At 37.2% G+C, this 19264-nt stretch carries 16 protein-coding genes; 12 read left to right on the top strand and 4 right to left on the bottom strand.

Annotated elements, in window-relative coordinates:
- Positions 1-126: 126 nt before the first annotated feature.
- The 3 genes from BUC16_RS06150 to BUC16_RS06140 are packed head-to-tail and all read left to right on the top strand — an operon-like array spanning position 127 to position 3400.
- Positions 127-1902: a hypothetical protein gene (locus tag BUC16_RS06150; protein WP_073368945.1), complete on the top strand. Its 1776-nt coding sequence runs from the start codon at positions 127-129 to the stop codon at positions 1900-1902.
- 58 nt (positions 1903-1960) lie between these two features.
- The gene (locus BUC16_RS06145; RefSeq protein WP_073368943.1) at positions 1961-2740 is read left to right on the top strand and encodes an O-methyltransferase; all 780 of its coding nucleotides are present in this window, start codon (positions 1961-1963) and stop codon (positions 2738-2740) included.
- A gap of 30 nt (positions 2741-2770) precedes the next feature.
- On the top strand, positions 2771-3400 hold the full coding sequence (locus BUC16_RS06140; RefSeq protein WP_073368941.1) for a carbonic anhydrase: 630 nt from the start codon (positions 2771-2773) through the stop codon (positions 3398-3400).
- Between the two features lie 94 nt (positions 3401-3494).
- Here the strand turns inward: BUC16_RS06140 and BUC16_RS06135 are convergent, their stop codons facing one another.
- Positions 3495-4154, bottom strand: coding sequence for a DUF6565 domain-containing protein (locus BUC16_RS06135; RefSeq protein ID WP_073368939.1), 660 nt, complete (start codon positions 4152-4154; stop codon positions 3495-3497).
- Positions 4155-4483: 329 nt separating this feature from the next.
- Between BUC16_RS06135 and BUC16_RS06130 the strand changes: the two genes are divergently transcribed.
- The 9 genes from BUC16_RS06130 to BUC16_RS06090 all read left to right on the top strand — a co-directional run bounded on the left by BUC16_RS06130 (position 4484) and on the right by BUC16_RS06090 (position 15405).
- On the top strand, positions 4484-5170 hold the full coding sequence (locus BUC16_RS06130) for an ABC transporter ATP-binding protein (RefSeq protein WP_073368937.1): 687 nt from the start codon (positions 4484-4486) through the stop codon (positions 5168-5170).
- Positions 5171-5216: 46 nt separating this feature from the next.
- Positions 5217-5786, top strand: a complete 570-nt coding sequence (locus BUC16_RS06125; RefSeq protein WP_073368935.1) for a cob(I)yrinic acid a,c-diamide adenosyltransferase — start codon at positions 5217-5219, stop codon at positions 5784-5786.
- Positions 5787-6004: 218 nt separating this feature from the next.
- Positions 6005-6226, top strand: a complete 222-nt coding sequence (locus BUC16_RS06120; RefSeq protein ID WP_007138072.1) for a DUF2795 domain-containing protein — start codon at positions 6005-6007, stop codon at positions 6224-6226.
- Between the two features lie 85 nt (positions 6227-6311).
- Positions 6312-9659, top strand: coding sequence for a preprotein translocase subunit SecA (gene secA, locus BUC16_RS06115; protein WP_073368932.1), 3348 nt, complete (start codon positions 6312-6314; stop codon positions 9657-9659).
- Between the two features lie 276 nt (positions 9660-9935).
- The gene (locus tag BUC16_RS06110) at positions 9936-10178 is read left to right on the top strand and encodes a hypothetical protein (protein WP_073368930.1); all 243 of its coding nucleotides are present in this window, start codon (positions 9936-9938) and stop codon (positions 10176-10178) included.
- 104 nt (positions 10179-10282) lie between these two features.
- Entirely contained in the window at positions 10283-12466 is a 2184-nt protein-coding gene (locus BUC16_RS06105) for a TonB-dependent receptor (RefSeq protein WP_073368928.1), read from the top strand.
- Positions 12467-12531: 65 nt separating this feature from the next.
- Positions 12532-14133 carry a PepSY domain-containing protein gene (locus BUC16_RS06100; protein WP_073368927.1) on the top strand — a complete coding sequence of 534 codons (1602 nt, stop codon included), beginning with the start codon at positions 12532-12534 and terminating at the stop codon, positions 14131-14133.
- Positions 14134-14224: 91 nt separating this feature from the next.
- A complete protein-coding gene (locus BUC16_RS06095) occupies positions 14225-14752 on the top strand; it encodes a hypothetical protein (RefSeq protein ID WP_073368925.1) in 528 nt (175 codons plus the stop codon).
- Between the two features lie 23 nt (positions 14753-14775).
- On the top strand, positions 14776-15405 hold the full coding sequence (locus BUC16_RS06090) for a hypothetical protein (RefSeq protein ID WP_073368924.1): 630 nt from the start codon (positions 14776-14778) through the stop codon (positions 15403-15405).
- Positions 15406-15476: 71 nt separating this feature from the next.
- Here BUC16_RS06090 and BUC16_RS06085 read toward each other — a convergent pair whose 3' ends face one another.
- Genes BUC16_RS06085 through hutH form a run of 3 tightly spaced genes read right to left on the bottom strand, consistent with a single transcriptional unit; the run spans position 15477 to position 19073 of the window.
- The gene (locus tag BUC16_RS06085; protein ID WP_073368923.1) at positions 15477-16829 is read right to left on the bottom strand and encodes an inorganic phosphate transporter; all 1353 of its coding nucleotides are present in this window, start codon (positions 16827-16829) and stop codon (positions 15477-15479) included.
- A gap of 36 nt (positions 16830-16865) precedes the next feature.
- A complete protein-coding gene (locus BUC16_RS06080; protein ID WP_073368921.1) occupies positions 16866-17510 on the bottom strand; it encodes a DUF47 domain-containing protein in 645 nt (214 codons plus the stop codon).
- Between the two features lie 48 nt (positions 17511-17558).
- A complete protein-coding gene (hutH, locus tag BUC16_RS06075; RefSeq protein WP_073368919.1) occupies positions 17559-19073 on the bottom strand; it encodes a histidine ammonia-lyase in 1515 nt (504 codons plus the stop codon).
- Between the last annotated feature and the right edge of the window lie 191 nt (positions 19074-19264).

Raw genomic sequence — 19264 nt, 5'->3', positions numbered from 1 at the left:
ACAATTAAAAAAACTCAATTTTACTCGTTTGATAAATTCTTACAAACTTGTTAAAAACTAAAAAATTTAACTCTTATTTATTGCACATACTTTACTAATTTTAGAGATTAAACTTTTTGAAGAAAAATGAATAATATACTAAATTTCAAATTCATTATTTATCCAATTTTTATAATTTTTATAGGAGGATTTGTATATTATAATGCCCCTCCTTTTATTCCAGATTATTTAAGTATTGAAAATTACACAAAAATCTATGAGCTATTTAATTTGATTATTAGTTCTTTGGTTTCTTTTATTGGGATTTACATTACTGTTTCTCTAGTTGCTTATGAATTTTTTAAACAAAAATCAGGAGTCGATTTCCAAAAATCTTTTTTGATAAATCCATTAAGTGCATATTATATCAGTTTTTCGGTATCGACAATTATTGTAGCAATTATATCTAGCATAATAATTCCAACTCAAAATCTATCCTCTCATGAAATTTCGATTGTTTATTTTAATGCAATCCTTTTTATTACAATTATTTTATTCCTTATTCCAGTTGCGTTTAATTTGTTTTCATCTTTAAAACCTGAAAAAATAGCTTCAGAAGAAATTCATAAAATCGATTCTAAGTCAATTTTCATAAACAATAATGGAATTAAAGACATCGATAAATCAGCAGAAATATATGAAAATGACCATTTAATAAAGGTAACTAATATTACAATTGCATTGATTAGTGTTTCTGAAAGTGTAAAAGCACAGTTAATTATTAGGAAAGTAACAATAAAATTATCTAGTCTTATTATTGATGAAGAAAATCTAAAAAGCAAACAGTATATAACAGAACGACTAATATCTTTTTACATCAAAATAATTGATTTTTCTTTACTGCAACCTAATAACGCTGGAATATTAAGAGGTATTTTGAACTCAATTGAAAGTATGTATTTTGATTTAATTGAAAAAAAAGAAACTTCATATCATTATCAGGAATTCCGAGAAAAATTCTTTGAGAGATATATAAATAGACTTTTTAATTATAACAAAGAGGAAGAAATTATTGAATGTATAGAAACAGTTAAAAGGATTATAGAAAATCAGGTAATATCTAATATGCCTGATGATAAAGATATAATTACATTAAATGGATTTATAAAATCGGTTGAAGCTGATTTTAAATTTTCCACTGATTATTCTGAAAAAAACGGTACTGACTCCATACATTGGAGAGAAATAGCTTTTAAAATTTTTAATATATTTTCAATCATCCTTAGCAAATCGATTACATCTAAAAATTCTAATTTAATAAATACCTGTTTTAAAAATTTAGAAGATTTAAGTTTTCAAATTTATACTAAAAAGACAGGAAAATATAAATCAGCTTTTCTTCAAATTAAAATTGCATCAACAATTTCTGACTATACTTATCTCGCTTTTGAAAAAAATGTTTTTGAAGAAGGAAGCGATGCTACAAATATACTATCCTTTCATCTTGAAATTCTTATTAAAAATGAAGCACTTGCTTCAAGAAACGTTTTACAAAAATATTGCTATTTACTAATTAATTTACAAAAGATAAACAAACTAGACAGGCGGTTCTTGGGTGGCATTAATATAAATAATATTATGATTTCGGAAGGGGATTTAGGATATATAGCTAGAAGATGTGCTCACAATTATAATGAAAACACAACTACTCAAAATTGTTTAAATGATTGTATAGAAACTTATATTATTTTGAAAGAATATTATGAATCACATACAAATGATAATTTCGATTTATATATGATTTTAAAAGATAGGTTAAGTGCTATTTTAGAAATTTTGACAAAGATTAAAATTGAAGATAAAAATATTATCAAAAGATTAAAAACTCAAATAAGAAGTTTTAAAACAAAAAAAGATTATTAACTATAAGATTTAAACCAAATTAATTATCGCTTATTTTTTTCAAAAAACACAAAAACCTATGCTCTTCCAAATTAAATCCTATCTTAAATTCCTTTGGCACTCCAAAAACGAACACGCTGTGCATTCGCCGTTTGTGTTTCAATTGATTACCAAATGTTTTTATGACAAGAAACCTAAACCGGAATATGAAATTTTAAAAACCTACCGAAAATCGCTTTTAGAAAATAAAAACACCATTGAAGTCACCGATTTTGGTGCCGGTTCCAAAGTTTTCAAATCAAATACAAGACAAATTAACCAAATTGCCAAAACCGCCGGAATCACTCCAAAACGTGCGGAATTATTGTTTAGAATTACCAATTATTTTCAACCGGACACTATTTTAGAAATTGGAACTTCATTAGGATTAGCCACTTCTGCCCTGGCTTTGGGAAATTCAAAAGCATCCATTACCACATTGGAAGGTTGTCCAAATACAATGGCAATGGCAAAAAATCAATTGCAATTATTGAATGGCAACAATGTGGAATTAGTACTAACCGAATTCGGCGAATATTTACAATCCCAAAATCTAAAATCCAATATCTACAATCTAATATATATAGATGGCAACCATTCCAAAACCGCCACTTTGGAGTATTTTGAACTTTTATTGCCTACAATTACCAACGACACTGTTTGGATTTTTGACGACATTCATTGGTCACCCGAAATGGAAGAAGCTTGGGAAATTATCAAAAAACATCCGAAAGTAACCGTAACGATTGATACATTTCAGTGGGGATTGGTTTTCTTTAGAAGAGAACAACCGAAAGAGCATTTTGTGATTAGAACCTAGATTTGTACCTTTAAAATTCAAATTTGCAATATGGATATCAAAAAAATATTTGAGAACAACCGAAATTGGATTGTCAAACAACTCAAAACAGACGAGAATTATTTCAAGAAACTGTCAAAAGGACAATCTCCCGAATTTCTGTACATTGGTTGTTCCGATAGTCGTGTTTCTGCCGAAGAGCTTATGGGCTTGGAACCGGGAGACGTTTTCGTGCATCGCAATATTGCCAACATGGTTCCCAATACCGACCTCAACTCGATGTCGGTCATTAATTATGCCGTAGTGCATTTGAAAGTAAATCACATCATCGTTTGCGGACATTACGGCTGCGGCGGTGTGTATGCCGCCATGCAACAATCGGATTTGGGTATCTTGAATCCTTGGTTGAGAAACATTCGCGATGTGTACCGAATTCACCAAAAGGTTCTTGACACCATCACCAACGAGGAGGAAAAATATAAAAAATTAATCGAATTGAATGTACAGGAACAGTGCATCAACATCATTAAAACTGCCGAAGTCCAGAAAGCTTACAACGAACGAGATTTGAAAGTATATGGATGGATTTTTGACATTCACAGCGGCAAACTAATCGACCTGAACATCAATTTCACCGAAATACTGAAAGACATTACCAAGATTTACAAAATATCGAATTAAATCAATGTTTGTTTATAAAGCTTAAAAAAAAATGACAGCCATCACTGACCATCATTTTTCCCGAATTAATAATTAACTATTATTTTTTAACCAACTATTCTTTTGCTTCCTTCATTTCTTCCGATTTCGCTCCCATTCGGTTGACTTTCAACATTGGAGCAAATTTGAATTTTAAACCTGCAATTTCCCTGTTGTCTTCTTTGCTAAGACCTTCTTTTTCAACAGTGTTTTTTCTGCTGTCCAAGGCTTCATACATCAACTTGATTTCGTCCCAATCTTCACGGGAATAACTGTCTTTATTGTCTTCGGCAGTATGAATAAAAGTTTGGTACACACCGTGAATATTTCCTGCATTAACCCAATCAAAATTCATGTCGTCTCCAATTTTTCCTTCACCAAACAAGGCATTTCTCAATTGCTGTTTAGAATCCACGACAACAGGAGCAGCTACAACAACCATTTTGGTTCGTATTACTTCATACCTGTCTCTACTCGCGATTATTCTTTCCCTTGCTTTTATGCTGTCTTTTAAATTGGCTAAATTAGCCTCAGCTTCGCTCATTCTCAATTGATAAACTGCATCAATTCCTTCCCAGTTTTTTTGGGCATCTTCAATGGCAACTTTTTCCACTGAATCTACATAAACAACATAACTGTCAACCGCTTTCTCGGCTTGGGCTTCTTTCTCGTCTTTACAAGATGTAAATCCTAAAGCGATTAATGCAACTCCAAATAACCATTTTGTACTTTTCATAATTTTTGTTTTTTTTTAACATTACCCAACAAATCTATATCGAATTGCAGCACATTCAATATAAAACCAAAAATTATGAAACTATTTGAAAAAATTGTGATAACATACTGAAAAACAAGTAAATTACACAAAACACAATTCTAATTATATAAGTACTAAAAACCTGTTTTTGTGTATTAAAAAGTTCGAAATGAAACGAATTTAGATTTTAAAAAAATGTAACAAATTTTAAAAAAAGCCTACTTACCTGTAATTCAAAAGTCTTTTGTACTTTTAAACCAAACTTTAATGTCACGCTGGGCCTGCTAAAGCGGTAAATCTTATATAAAATGTCAAAACCATTAATAAAAATAACCAACATCAAAAGGGATTTTATCCTTGGAAATGAAATCGTGTATGTGCTTAAAGGCATCAATTTAGAAATTAAAAAAGGCGAATACGTGGCACTCATGGGACCATCGGGTTCCGGAAAATCTACCTTGATGAACCTTTTGGGATGTCTGGACACACCTACTTCGGGAACTTACATTCTCAACGGAAAAGACGTGAGCCAAATGCACGATGACGAATTGGCCGACATCCGCAACAAGGAAATTGGTTTCATTTTTCAAACTTTCAACCTTTTGCCTAGAACCACGGCATTGGACAACGTGGCTTTGCCGATGATTTATGCAGGATATTCCAAGGCAGAAAGAAAAGAGAGAGCCACCAGTGTATTGCATCAAGTAAATCTGGCCGACAGAATGGACCACCAACCCAACCAACTTTCGGGAGGACAACGCCAGCGGGTTGCCATCGCAAGAGCCTTGGTCAACAAACCATCAATCATTCTTGCCGATGAACCCACGGGAAATTTGGACAGCAAAACGTCCGAAGAAATCATGAAACTTTTGGAAGAAATCCACGGCAACGGCAACACCATCATTGTGGTAACCCACGAGGAGGAAATTGCGGCCCACGCCAAAAGAATTATCCGTTTGCGTGACGGAATGATTGAAAGTGACACAACAAAGTAATCAGTATTCAGTCGCAGTTGGCAGTTTATAAAATCTTATTATCAAAATGAAAATCTACACCAAAACAGGCGATAAAGGAACCACCGCACTTTTTGGCGGCACACGAGTTCCAAAAGACCACATCCGCATAGAAAGCTACGGCACGGTGGATGAATTAAACTCCTATATTGGGTTAATTCGAGACCAAGAAATCAATCCACATTACAAAAACATCCTGATAGAAATCCAGGATCGATTGTTTACCGTTGGCGCCATTCTAGCCACTCCACCCGAAAAAGAAGTAATGAAAAACGGGGAATTGCGTTTGCAAAAACTCGTAATAACGGAAAGCGACATCGAATTGCTCGAAAAAGAAATCGACACGATGGAAGAAGCACTTCCGCCAATGACGCATTTCGTGTTGCCCGGCGGACACACTACCGTGTCATATTGTCATATATCCAGATGCGTTTGTCGCCGCGCAGAACGTTTGGCGGTACATTTAGACCACAATGAAGCCGTTGCCGAAATAGTAATCAAATACTTAAACCGACTTTCTGACTACCTTTTTGTATTGGCACGAAAGTTGTCCAACGATTTAAACGCCGAGGAAGTAAAATGGATTCCGAGAAAGTAATCAGCTTGCAGATTTCAGGTTACAGAAGGCAGAATTCAAATATTTAGACAACAGATTTACAGCAATTCAAATAGATTTTCCTGCCAACAATCTGAAATCTGTAAACTGAAATCTGCTGTCTGAAAAAACGTTCTTAACTTTAATTAAAAATAAATAAATTTTTACTTGTCTTATTCAGTAAAAAATTTATTTTTGCACAAACCTAAAATAGACAAAAGATGTATTGGACATTAGAATTAGCATCCTACTTAAGCGATGCCCCGTGGCCTGCTAACAAAGATGAACTTATCGACTACGCTATTAGAGCTGGAGCACCATTAGAAGTGGTGGAAAACTTACAGTCTATAGAAGATGAAGGGGAGATATATGAATCAATGGAAGAGATTTGGCCAGATTATCCTACTGACGAAGATTATCTTTGGAACGAGGACGAATATTAAAAAAATATCTCAAGAAAAAAGTCTCAAAAGAGGCTTTTTTTTTGTTTAAATTTACGCACATTATAAAATAAAATACATAAACATTATGAGTTTCATAAATAGCATTATCAAAGCCTTTGTAGGGGATAAATCGCAAAAAGATGTCAAGGCTTTACAACCCTATTTAGCCAAAATTAAAACGTTCGAAAGTGTTCTTGCAGCCTTGTCGAATGATGAGTTAAGAGCTAGAACAACTTTCTTCAAAGAAAAAATAAAAGAGGCTCGTGCCGAGAAAGACGCGAAAATTGCTTCTCTTCAACTAGAAGCTGAAAAAACCGAAGACATCGACAAACGCGAAGACATTTACTTGGCCATCGATGCCTTGGAAAAAGAAGCTTACGAAATCTCGGAAAAAACCTTGATGGAAATTCTTCCGGAAGCTTTTGCAGTGGTTAAAGAAACAGCCAGACGTTTCAAGGAAAACACACAAATAGAGGTAACTGCAACGGCCAAAGACCGCGAACTTTCGGCTACAAAAACCTACATCACCCTTGATGGCGACAAATCGATTTGGGCCAACTCGTGGAGCGCAGCCGGTAAAGCCATCACTTGGGACATGATTCACTATGACGTCCAGTTGATAGGTGGAATGGTGTTGCACGAAGGTAAAATTGCCGAAATGCAAACTGGGGAAGGAAAAACATTGGTGGCCACCCTGCCGCTATATTTGAATGCCTTGACCGGAAACGGAGTGCATTTGGTAACAGTGAATGATTACTTGGCCAAGCGTGACAGCACTTGGAAAGCTCCTTTATTCGAATTTCACGGTTTGACCGTGGATTGTATCGACAACCACCAACCGAATTCCGAAGGAAGAAAAAAAGCCTACGATGCCGACATTACTTACGGAACCAACAACGAATTTGGTTTTGATTATTTAAGAGACAACATGGCGCATTCGCCAAATGATTTGGTGCAACGCAAACACAATTATGCCATTGTCGACGAGGTCGATTCGGTTTTGATTGATGATGCCCGTACACCGTTGATTATTTCTGGTCCAGTGCCGGAAGGAGATCGCCACGAATTTACCGAGTTGAAACCAAAAATCGAAAATTTGGTCAGTCTGCAAAGACAATTGGCGAACGGATTCTTGGCCGAAGCCAAAAGATTAATCAAGGAAGGAAACACAAAAGATGGTGGTTTCATATTATTGAGAGCCTACAGGGCTTTGCCTAAAAACAAGGCTTTGATCAAGTTTTTGAGTGAAGAAGGAATCAAACAATTGCTTCAAAAAACCGAGAACTCCTATATGGAGAACAACAACAAAGAAATGCCGAAAGTGGATGAGGCATTGTACTTTGTAATTGAAGAAAAAAACAACCAAGTAGAATTGACCGACAACGGAATTAAATTCCTTTCAGGCGACACCGACAGCGGATTTTTTGTACTTCCAGACATTGGAACCGAAATTGCCGCCATCGAAAAGAAAAACTTGGAAAAAGACGCTGAAGCCGAAGAAAAAGAAAGATTATTCCAAGATTTTGGTGTAAAAAGCGAGCGTATCCATACGTTGACACAACTTTTGAAAGCTTACACGCTTTTCGAAAAAGACGTGGAATACGTGATCATGGACAACAAAATCATGATTGTAGACGAGCAAACCGGTCGTATCATGGACGGTCGTCGTTATTCTGATGGTTTGCACCAAGCCATTGAAGCCAAGGAAAACGTAAAAATTGAAGATGCCACCCAAACCTTTGCAACGGTAACGCTGCAAAATTATTTCAGAATGTACAGCAAATTAGGCGGCATGACTGGAACAGCCGTTACGGAAGCTGGCGAGTTATGGCAAATCTATAAATTGGACGTGGTTGAAATTCCTACCAACAGAGGAATGGCTCGTATCGACAAAGAAGATTACATCTATAAAACAACCCGTGAAAAATTCAACGCCGTAATCGAGGATGTAACTCAATTATCGAATGCAGGAAGACCCGTGTTGATCGGGACAACTTCGGTAGAAATTTCGGAATTATTGAGCCGAATGTTGAAAATGCGTGGTGTTGTGCACAACGTCTTGAATGCAAAAATGCACAAGCAAGAAGCACAAATCGTGGAAGAAGCAGGAAAACCGGGAGTGGTAACCATCGCTACCAACATGGCTGGTCGTGGAACCGACATCAAATTGACTCCAGAAGTGAAAGCAGCTGGTGGTTTGGCAATTGTTGGTACGGAACGTCACGATTCTCGTCGTGTGGACAGACAGTTGCGTGGTCGTGCCGGTCGTCAAGGAGATCCGGGAAGTTCCCAATTTTATGTTTCTCTTGAAGACAACTTGATGCGTTTGTTCGGTTCTGAAAGAGTTGCAAAAGTAATGGACAGAATGGGATTGGAAGAAGGCGAAGTAATCCAACATTCGATGATGACCAAATCTATCGAACGTGCGCAGAAAAAAGTGGAAGAAAACAACTTTGGTGTTCGTAAACGTTTATTGGAATATGATGACGTGATGAATGCCCAACGTGAAGTGGTTTACAAACGTCGTCGTCATGCCTTGTTTGGAGAGCGTTTGAAACTGGATATCGCCAATATGTTGTATGACACTTGCGACTTGATCGTAAGCGACAATAAACCGAGCAATGATTTCAAAAACTTCGAATTCGAATTGATTCGTTATTTCTCCATCACTTCACCTGTCACCGAAAGTGAGTTCAACAGATTGACGGATATCGAATTGACTGGAAAAGTGTATAAAGCAGCTTTGGCATTTTACACCGAAAAAACAGAACGCAGTGCGAGAGAAGCATTCCCGATCATCAGCAATGTCTATGAAGACAAAAACAACCAATTCGAACGCATCATCGTTCCGTTTACGGATGGAATCAAATCCTTGAACGTGGTTACCGATTTGAAAAAAGCGTATGAATCCAAAGGAAACCAATTGATTGCCGATTTCGAGAAAAACATCACTTTGGCGATTGTGGACGAAGCTTGGAAAAAACACTTACGTAAAATGGACGAATTGAAACAATCGGTTCAACTAGCCGTTCACGAACAAAAAGACCCTTTGCTTATCTATAAATTCGAAGCCTTCAATTTGTTTAGCTCGATGTTGAACGGCATCAACAAAGAAGTGATTTCATTCTTGTTCAAAGGTGATTTACCACAACAAGTTGCTGCACCAGCTATTCAGGAAGCGAAAGAAGTTCGTCAGAAAGAAGATTATACAACCAGTAAAGACGAAATTGTTTCCAGCGAAAGTGCCAATCGCGAAGCTGGACAAACACAACAACGCCAGGTTACGGAAACCATTGTTCGCGATCAACCAAAAATCAACCGCAATGACAATGTAACCGTGAAGCAAGTTGCCACAGGAAATACCGAAACGATGAAATTCAAAAAAGCCGAAAGTTTATTGGCTTCTGGCGAATGGGTTATCGTTCACGAATAAAAAGTATTCGTCACAATTTGCAGACTGCATGAATAAAAAGATTCCTCAATTACGAAAAGTAGTTGGGGAATTTTTAATTTGTGATTTCAATCATAATTTATACCTAAATATTATTCGTAGATTTGCCGTGTAATAAAATCATAAAAGCTGAAACGTTTCTATTCCATACTAATTTCTATTCTGCTGCTGGTGCCTTCACTGGGCAATGTTTTTATTTATTTGAATTTCAAGATACATCAAGAAGAGATTGTAAAAACTTTGTGCATTCAAAGAGAGATGAAAGAAAACAAATGTAATGGACATTGTTTCTTGTCCAAACAACTCAAAAAAGCAGCTGAAAAAGAAAAGAAAGAAACCGAGAATTTAAAAGAAAAACAAGAATTGGTATATCTAAATTCCTTTTCTGAAAATCCTGTTGCACCTTCTTATTTAATCCAAAGCACCAGAATTTCGATTTCCCATACTGGCGAAAAACCAAAATCAATTCCATTTTCCATTTTCCGACCACCACTCGCCTAATTATAAGTATTAGTTTTTCATTTCAACAGTTTTGAAATGCATCTTTTCATTGGATTTAGCCTTTGAAAACAAAACCTATGTATTTATAATTTACATCAAATTAAATGAAAAAAACAGTCCTTACCCTATTGATTTTAGGGCAAGTCACTTTTGCGCAACATAATTCCCAAAATAAAAATACAACGTCTGAAAAAGACAGCACAAAAGTCGAAAATCTGGAAGAAGTTTTTGTGACGGCCAACAGAACTGCCACCTTGCGCAAAGAAACGCCTGTGGCCATCAGCAAGCTAACTGCAAAAACCATCAATGAAACCAAGGCAGTGGCGCTTTATGAAATAGCCAATAAAGTTCCCGGGGTATTGATGGTCAACTTGGGCAATGAACAACACATGATGTCGATTCGCCAACCGATGACCACCAATGCATATTATTTATATCTGGAAGATGGTTTGTCTATTCGACCAATGGGAATTTTCAACCACAATGCCTTGTTGGAAATCAACCAATTCAATCTCCAAAACATCGAGGTGGTAAAAGGACCTGCCTCTTCATTATATGGTCCTGAAGCCGTGGGTGGAACAATAAATTTAATTTCGATAAAACCATCAATTGATCCCGAATTCAAGTTTGGAATCCAAGCTGACCAATGGGGTTATAGACGAATTCAAGCCGCTGGAGGAGCAACCGTGGGCAAAGTTGGTTTTCATGTTTCGGGAATTTCCAGCTTGCAAAAAAATGGTTGGATGACCTTTTCTGATTATAGAAAAGACAACATCAATGCCAGAATCGATTACAACATCAACACCAATACACGGCTGATAAGCAACACGATGTACGGTCAGTATTATTCGGATATGAGTGGTGGCGTAAACGAGACTGATTTTTATAATCGAGACTATAAAAGCACGTCCGACTTTACCTATAGAAAGTCGGATGCTTTGCGCACCAGACTGACATTGGAACACGATTGGAACGACAATGCCGGCAGCTACATTACTGCTTATTACCGTGACAATAAATTAGGACAAAATCCCTCCTACGGAATCAAGTGGAGTCCTACGATAAACCCAACAAAAGCAGCGGGTGAAGTCAATTCCAATAATTTCAAAAGTTATGGAGCCATTGCCCAACACACCCAAAAATTTGATTTCTTGAACACTAAAATTGTTGGCGGAGTACTATACGATTATTCTCCCGTAACCTATTGGGCGTATTTGCTTGAAATGAAAGCCAATCTCAATCCCGGACTTCCCGGAAAACAAACGGTAAATTATTATGAAATTACCGCTGAACGACCTGACGTGAAATTAGCCAATTATTCAGCCGATATTTTCAACAAAGCGGCTTATGCGCAAATGAGCATCAACCCAATTAACAAATTGGTTATAACTGCCGGTGCGCGTTATGATAATCTGAAAGTCAATTACAACAATGCTCTGGACAATTCCACGGGAACAAAAATATACGACAAACCTACATTCAAAGTGGGCATCAACTATAATCCTGCCAAATTTACCGGCATTTACGCCAATTATGCCCAAGGATTTGCTCCTCCCGGAATAACCTCAATTTTCAGGGCCAAACCCGGAACTGGCGGAACAACAGGAAAACCGGCAGAGTTCTATTACAACCTGGAACCGGCAACTTTCAACAACTATGAAATGGGTGGTTGGCTGGCAGTGTTAAACGGTAAATTAATTTTTGATTATGCCGTGTATTACATGGAAGGCAAAAACGAATTATTGAACGTTAAACTACCTGACAATTCAACCGACTATCGTTCTGTTGGAGAAACCAGACACAAGGGAATTGAATTTGGAGGAAATTACAAAATGCTTTCCAACCAACTAAACATCCGCTTTGGAGGCACAGTTGCGGAACACACTTTTATCGACTTCAAGGTTTCGGACAAACCAACGGATGTTTTGCAAAACCTGGATGGAAAAGAAATGCCCAATGCACCAAAATGGTCCGGCAATTCAGAAGTAAGTTATTACCCGAATTGGTTGCCAAAATTCAGGACATCATTGGAATGGCAATCCGTGGGAAGCTATTACCAAGACCAAGTCAACACCGTAAAATATACGGGCTACGATATTTTCAATTTCAGGGCAGGCTACGAATGGAAAGGCATTGAAATTTACGGAAACATAATTAACATTACCGACAAATTATACGCTTACAATGTATCCAGGGGGAATCTAACCACGTCACAACCTGCCTACTTGGCTGCAGCACCAAGAACATTTTTGGTTGGGTTACAATATAATTTTTCGTTCAAAAAGTAATCAAAATTAGCCACAGATTAAAAAGATTTAAAGGATTTAAATCTGTGGCTAAAAATAAAACAACAATGAGCAACATACCAAAAGAAAAAAAATCTTCAAAAAAGAAGGATTCCAAGTTCGTCAAAAAAATCAAGCAAAAAATATACGCTTGGCATCGCATTATTGGGATTATCACGATAATCCCAGTGATATTCTGGACCTTGTCCGGATTAATGCACCCGTTTATGGCTCATTTTTTCAAGCCCACCATCGCCAACGAACGCTTGGAAACAAAACCAATTGACAAAACCCAACTGACACTATCCTTACAAGAAGTTTTAGAAAAAAACAAGATAACCGAGTTCAAGAATTTCAGGATCGTTTCGTTTGACAACACCAGTTATTATCAAGTAAAAACCACGAAAGACGAACTGGTTTATTTCAATGCTTTAACCGCAAAAAAACTGGAAAACGGAGACCAAAAATACGCCAATTGGCTTTCTCGATACTTTTTGGACGACCAAAAAAACACCATCGACAAAACCGAATTCATCACCGAATTCACTTCGCAATACAAATATGTCAACAGATATTTACCCGTTTACAAAACCAGTTTCAATCGCCCGGACGGAATGCAAGTGTATGTGGAAACGGCTTCCAGCAAGCTGGCCACTTACAACCCAAAATCAAGACAAGCTTATATATGGTTTTTCGACACCTTCCACAATTGGGCTTTTATAGATTGGATTGGCAACAACAGCATTCGCATTGTCGTGATGTTTTTGTTTCTTTCCATCATCTTTTTTTCTGCCTTGAGCGGAATCGTGATCTATGGCCTGTTTTGGAAACAATTCAAAAAAACAGATCGGTTGGAGCCCAAAAAAGGACTCCGAAAATACCACCGACAAATCGGAATTTGGATTTCGATATTCACCTTGACCTTTGCTTTTAGCGGTGCCTATCACGCCACCACAAAATGGAATCCGTACATTTTGGACAAAATGGTTTATGAACCAGTTTTCGAAACCAAAGACATCCTGACTCCAAACAATATTCTTGCTTTAGACTGGAATCGGTTGGAGAACACGAGTATCATTGCCTTAAATGACAGCGTTTATTACAGATGTCAATTGGCATTGGCCAAAAGCAAATACGACACAAAACCACATTCAAAATCCGAATCGCATAAAAAAGAAATTCCAAAATCGGAAGTGGTTTACATCAACGCAACAACGAACAAAACAACTCCAAATCTTGATTTGGAATACGCCAAATTCCTGGCTTTGTATTTCAGTGACGATGATGCAAAACCAGCTTGTTGCGAAATGGACAGTAACACGGAAAGCAAGCCGTCAATTGAAAACATTCCTTTGCTGGAAACAAAAGTTATAACCGACTTCGAAAGCCGGGAGTATGGTTTTGCCAACAAACGTTTGCCAGTCATAAAATTAGGGTATGACACACCCGAAGAAACAACTTACTTCATTGAAACATCCACTTCAAGACTGGCTGCAGTCATAGAAAATTCAGACAGGATTGAAGGCTATTCTTTTGCCATCTTTCACAAGTTTTTATTCATGGATTGGGCAGGCAAAAATGTTAGAGATTTAACAACCGTTATAGTTGCATTAGCCATTTTGGTAATTAGCGTGTTAGGTTTAATCATGTTTCTGAAGAGAAAAGATTAAAAAATATACTACTAAAAATTAATCCTCAGCCATCAAAAATAGTTGAGGATTTTTTTTACATTTGGTTTTCAAAAAATCAACTAACTTACTTATGAAAAGAATAATTGCAACATTAACGCTAATTTTAGTTTTAACAACATCAAACAACTATGCTCAAACAACTCTCAAAGAATATAAAATTGGACACGTTGTTTCCATTAGTTTACCTGACTACATGAACAAAACGATTGGTCTAAATGATTCCTCCATAATACAATTTAAAAGTACCGTAAAAGATGTTTATGGCTTTGTCATTGAAGACAATAAAGAGGAATTATTATTGGCAGAACTAAACTACACTTCAATAAATGATTTTTGCGAAGATTTCGCCAAAGATTTTCTAAAAGACGAAAAAAAAAGAACTATTTCATATCCTGAATACCAGAAAAAAGGAGATGTGAGTTTTGCTGAATTTGATGCGACATATTATGATAAAGATGCCAAAACAGAAATATATTATTTGGTTGGAATCGTAGAAACAAAGACTTCTTTCTATAAAATTTTATCGTACACCGGTAAAGAGAACAAAAATAAATTCAAAGCCGACTTCCAAAAAATACTTTATAGTTTAACAGATTAATTAACTACCCATAAACATCACAAATGAGAAAAATAGTTCTAATTCTAACCGCATTATTTTTTACAATAACCACATTCTCTCAAAATTTTGAAGGCAAAATAATGTACACCAACACATACAAAACTAAAAACACAAAAATTACGGATCAACAATGGTCGACAATGCTGGGAGCGACCCAAGAATATTTCATAAAAGGGGGAGATTATAAATCCGTCACAAACGGAACTTTTGTGCAATGGCAACAATACAGCAATACAGACAATAAACTGTACATCAAAATGGCCAATTCCGAAACGCTGCTTTGGAATGACGGCAGCATACAAGGCGACGAAGTTTTAAAAGTGGAAGTCAACAAAAAAGTAATCGAAATTTTGGGTTACAAATGTGACGAAGTGATTTTGACCTGCACAAGTGGCGTACAAAAATATTACTTCAACACCAAACTGTCGGTAAATCCAAAACTGTTCGTCAAGCACAAATTTGGCAACTGGGCCGACTATTTGTCAAAATCAAAATCCTTGCCTTTGAAATCAATAATTGACACGGCTCAATTCACTTTGGAAAGCATTGCAACGGAAGTAAAACCAACAAAATTAGACCCTAAAATGTTTGAACTTCCTGCTGGAGCAAAGACAGCAAAAAGTCCTTATTAAAGACAAATCAGCCAAAAAAAATCCCCTCAACAAAACTGCTGAGGGGATTTTTTGATGAAAAAAGTTTCTATTTAAACAAACAAACTCAGTACATAATAAATAAAGGCGGCCAACAATCCCGAAACAGGAATCGTCAATACCCAAGCCCAAAGCAAACTAACCGTTACACCCCAACGAACTGCCGAAACACGTTTGGTCAAACCAACTCCAATAATCGAACCTGTAATGGTGTGCGTGGTACTCACCGGCACTTTGAAATGTTCCGTGAAATATAATGTCAAAGCTCCTGCTGTCTCGGCGGCAACCCCTTCAAAGGATGATACTTTCGTGATTTTGGAACCCATTGTTTTTACAATTTTCCAACCACCACTCAATGTTCCTGCAGCAATTGCAGAATAACAAGCTAACGGAATCCAAGCAGGCATTTTAAATGCACCATCATCCGAAGGAAGAACAACATCCAGCCAAGCTGGCAAAGTTTCTTGCGCCACGCCACTAGTGTGAATATAAACAGCAACTGCCGCTGCAATGATACCCATTACTTTTTGCGAATCGTTACCCCCGTGACCCAAACTAAAAGCCGCCGAAGACAATAATTGCATTTTCTTCAAAGCCCCATCAGCCTGATGCAAATTTAAGCTGCTAAATATCAAGGCAAATAGTGAAATGGACAATATGATAAAGCCTACCAAAAACCATTTTATGTTGTGCGCCTCAAATACGACACTCCAAAAAACAGACGACTCAAAACGAGGTTCTCCTCCGTCTTTGACAATGGTTTCATAAGGAATCATTTGAGAGTAAATAAAAACAATTGTGCCAATCATTAAAGCGATCGTAAACAACTTGGGCAAAATACTTTTCTTGGAAGCATTCAACAGCCAAATAGAAATTAGATAAGAAGCCATGGCTCCCAATAATGGCGCCAAAACAATAAAGGCAACGATAATCAAAACTCCAGACGGCATGCCTCCATCCTTTCCTGCTTTATACCAACTCACAATATCATACCAGTGGGCAATAGTCCCATCTTCGGCAACATATCCCGAGAAACCGTGAACCACGATGGCGTGGGCAATGGCAGCACCGGCAAAACCTCCAATTAAAGTATGTGAAGAACTGGACGGAATACCCAACCACCAGGTCAATAAATTCCAACAAATGGCCGCAATGACACCGGCAAGTATGACAACAAGATTAATCTCCATCGTATGGGCCGTTTTGGCAACAGTATCGGCAACGCCAAAACCAAAAACCCAATAGGCCAGAAAATTAAAAAAAGCAGCCCAAAGTACCGCTTGAAAAGGCGTCAATACTTTTGTGGCAACAACAGTGGCAATGGCATTGGCGGCATCATGAAAACCATTAATGTAATCAAAGATTAAAGCCAATACTATAATGACAATTAGTAGAGTAAATTCCATAATTTGAATTGAAAAATTGAAAAATTTTCGAAATTATTACGAATGTTTTACAGAAATAGATTCTAAAACACTCGCTACTCTTTTGCATTTGTCGGTTGCCGTTTCCAACACTGACAATACTTCTTTGTATTTGATGATGTTCTTGGCATCGGTTTCATTTTCAAAAAGATCGGCCACGGCTTTATCGTAAACGTTATCCGATTTAGCTTCCAGTTTACTGATTTTGGCACAAGCAGAAGTGATGTTCTTCATTTTTATCAAATCTCTCAACTCTTGAACCGCAGTATCAATATGCTGACAGGCATCCAGATTAATTTCGGTCAATTTTCGGATGGATTTCGTGATCTTGTCCACTTGGTACAAACGCATTCTACTGGCTGCACCATGAAGGTTGTCGGCAACATAATCTATCGAAGTAATCAAGGAGTGAATGTCTTCCCTGTCGAATGGCGTGATGAAGTTTCTACTCAATTCGAGATTGGTGAGACGCGTGATATCTTCCCCTTTTTGTTCTAATTCGTCTATTTTCGAAAAAAGTTCATTTCTTTCTTTCAAGGGAAGATTGACGGCTTCGTGTAAAATGGAAGCTAGTTGAACTAAATTGGCAGATGCTTCCTCAAAAAGCGGAAAGAATTTTTTGTCTTTTGGAACCAAAAATTGAAAAATACTATTTATTGACATTTTATCTTTTTTTATGGAGCAAAATTACTGCTTTATTTTACGCTAATGTTAAGTAATTGTTAACAAATCCTCTTCTATTTCAAAACTGTTCAAAAACGTAATCGTTTTCTCAATATCATAGTGCAAGATTCGATCCTCTTCCACCAAAGGAACTTCCTCTCGATAGGCTTTCAAAAACATTTCGATAAAATCACTTGACTCCAATGGTCTCCTGTATTCAATGGCTTGGGAAGCATTCATCAATTCGATGGCCAAAATACGCTCCAGGTTTTCCATCACTTTCAAGGCTTTTGTCGCGCCATTGGCTCCCATGCTCACGTGGTCTTCCTGCCCATTGCTCGACACGATGCTGTCCACGCTGGACGGTGTTGCCAGCTGTTTGTTCTGGCTGACAATACTCGCGGCCGTGTATTGTGGAATCATCAAACCCGAATTCAAACCGGGATTATGCACCAAAAAGGCGGGAAGATTTCGCAAACCCGACACCAATTGAAAAGTTCTCCTTTCGGAAATACTGCCCAATTCCGCCAAGGCAATGGCCATAAAATCCAGGGCCAAAGCCAAAGGCTGTCCGTGGAAATTCCCTCCGGAAATAATCTGGTCGCTTTCGACAAAAATATTGGGATTGTCCGTCACCGAATTGATTTCGGTCTTGAAAACTTTTTTGACGTAATCAATGGCGTCTTTCGAAGCACCGTGAACCTGTGGAATACATCGAAAGGAATACGGATCCTGAACATATTTTTTTTCTTGGTTGATGATTTCGCTGCCTTCCAAAAATCCTTTCACCCTATTGGCCGTAACGATTTGCCCTTTGTGCGGACGAATAAAATGAATCAACTCGTGGAATGGTTCTATCCTTCCGTCGAATGCCTCCAAGGAAATGGTTCCTATCAAATCTGCCAAATAAGAAAACTTGTTGGCTTTCATCAAAATATGGGCACCATAAGCACTCATAAACTGGGTTCCGTTCAACAAAGCCAAGCCTTCCTTGGATTGAAGCACGATGGGTTCCCAATTAAATTGCTTCAAAATTTCGCTGGAATGGATTCTTTTTCCTTCAAAATTCACTTCTCCCTCACCCAATAACGGCAAGGCTAAATGGGCCAACGGAGCCAAATCGCCGGAAGCGCCAAGCGAACCTTGGGTATAAACTATGGGTAAAATATCATTGTTGTAAAAATCGACCAAACGCTCGACAGTTTGCAATTGAATCCCGGAATGACCATAACTCAAGGATTGAATCTTGAGCAACAACATCAATTTGACAATCTCGGTCGGCACTTCGTCTCCCGTGCCACAAGAATGCGACTTAACCAAATTTTCTTGAAGCTTTGAAAGGTTTTCTTTGGAAATTTTAACGTTGCAAAGAGCGCCAAAACCGGTATTGATGCCATAAATGGGTTTCGTTTTCGAAGCCATTTTCTTGTCAAGATAATCCCTGCATTTTTGAATATTAACCCTCGCCTCATCGGACAATGCCAGCGATTTATGATACGAAACAATTTTTTGCAAGCTTTCCAAGGAAAGAACTTCAGTACTTATATAATGTGTATTATCCATTTAACTACAGGCTTTAGAGAGATCAAAATTCAATAAATCAATATTAAAAAGCAAAATTTAAAGGTTAAATAATTCATATTCTTTTTTTAGCCTAGTGTTTTTTGAAATATTCGCAAAAACAGGACTAAAGGTTTTGTAGTTTTGTAAAAAACTGTACTTTTGAAAAATCAAAATGGCAAACAACAGCAACA

The sequence above is a fragment of the Flavobacterium fluvii genome, from assembly GCF_900129545.1.
GTDB lineage: Bacteria > Bacteroidota > Bacteroidia > Flavobacteriales > Flavobacteriaceae > Flavobacterium > Flavobacterium fluvii.
Note: the sequence above shows the minus strand (reverse complement) of the source record. Positions and strands in the feature narration are given on the sequence as shown.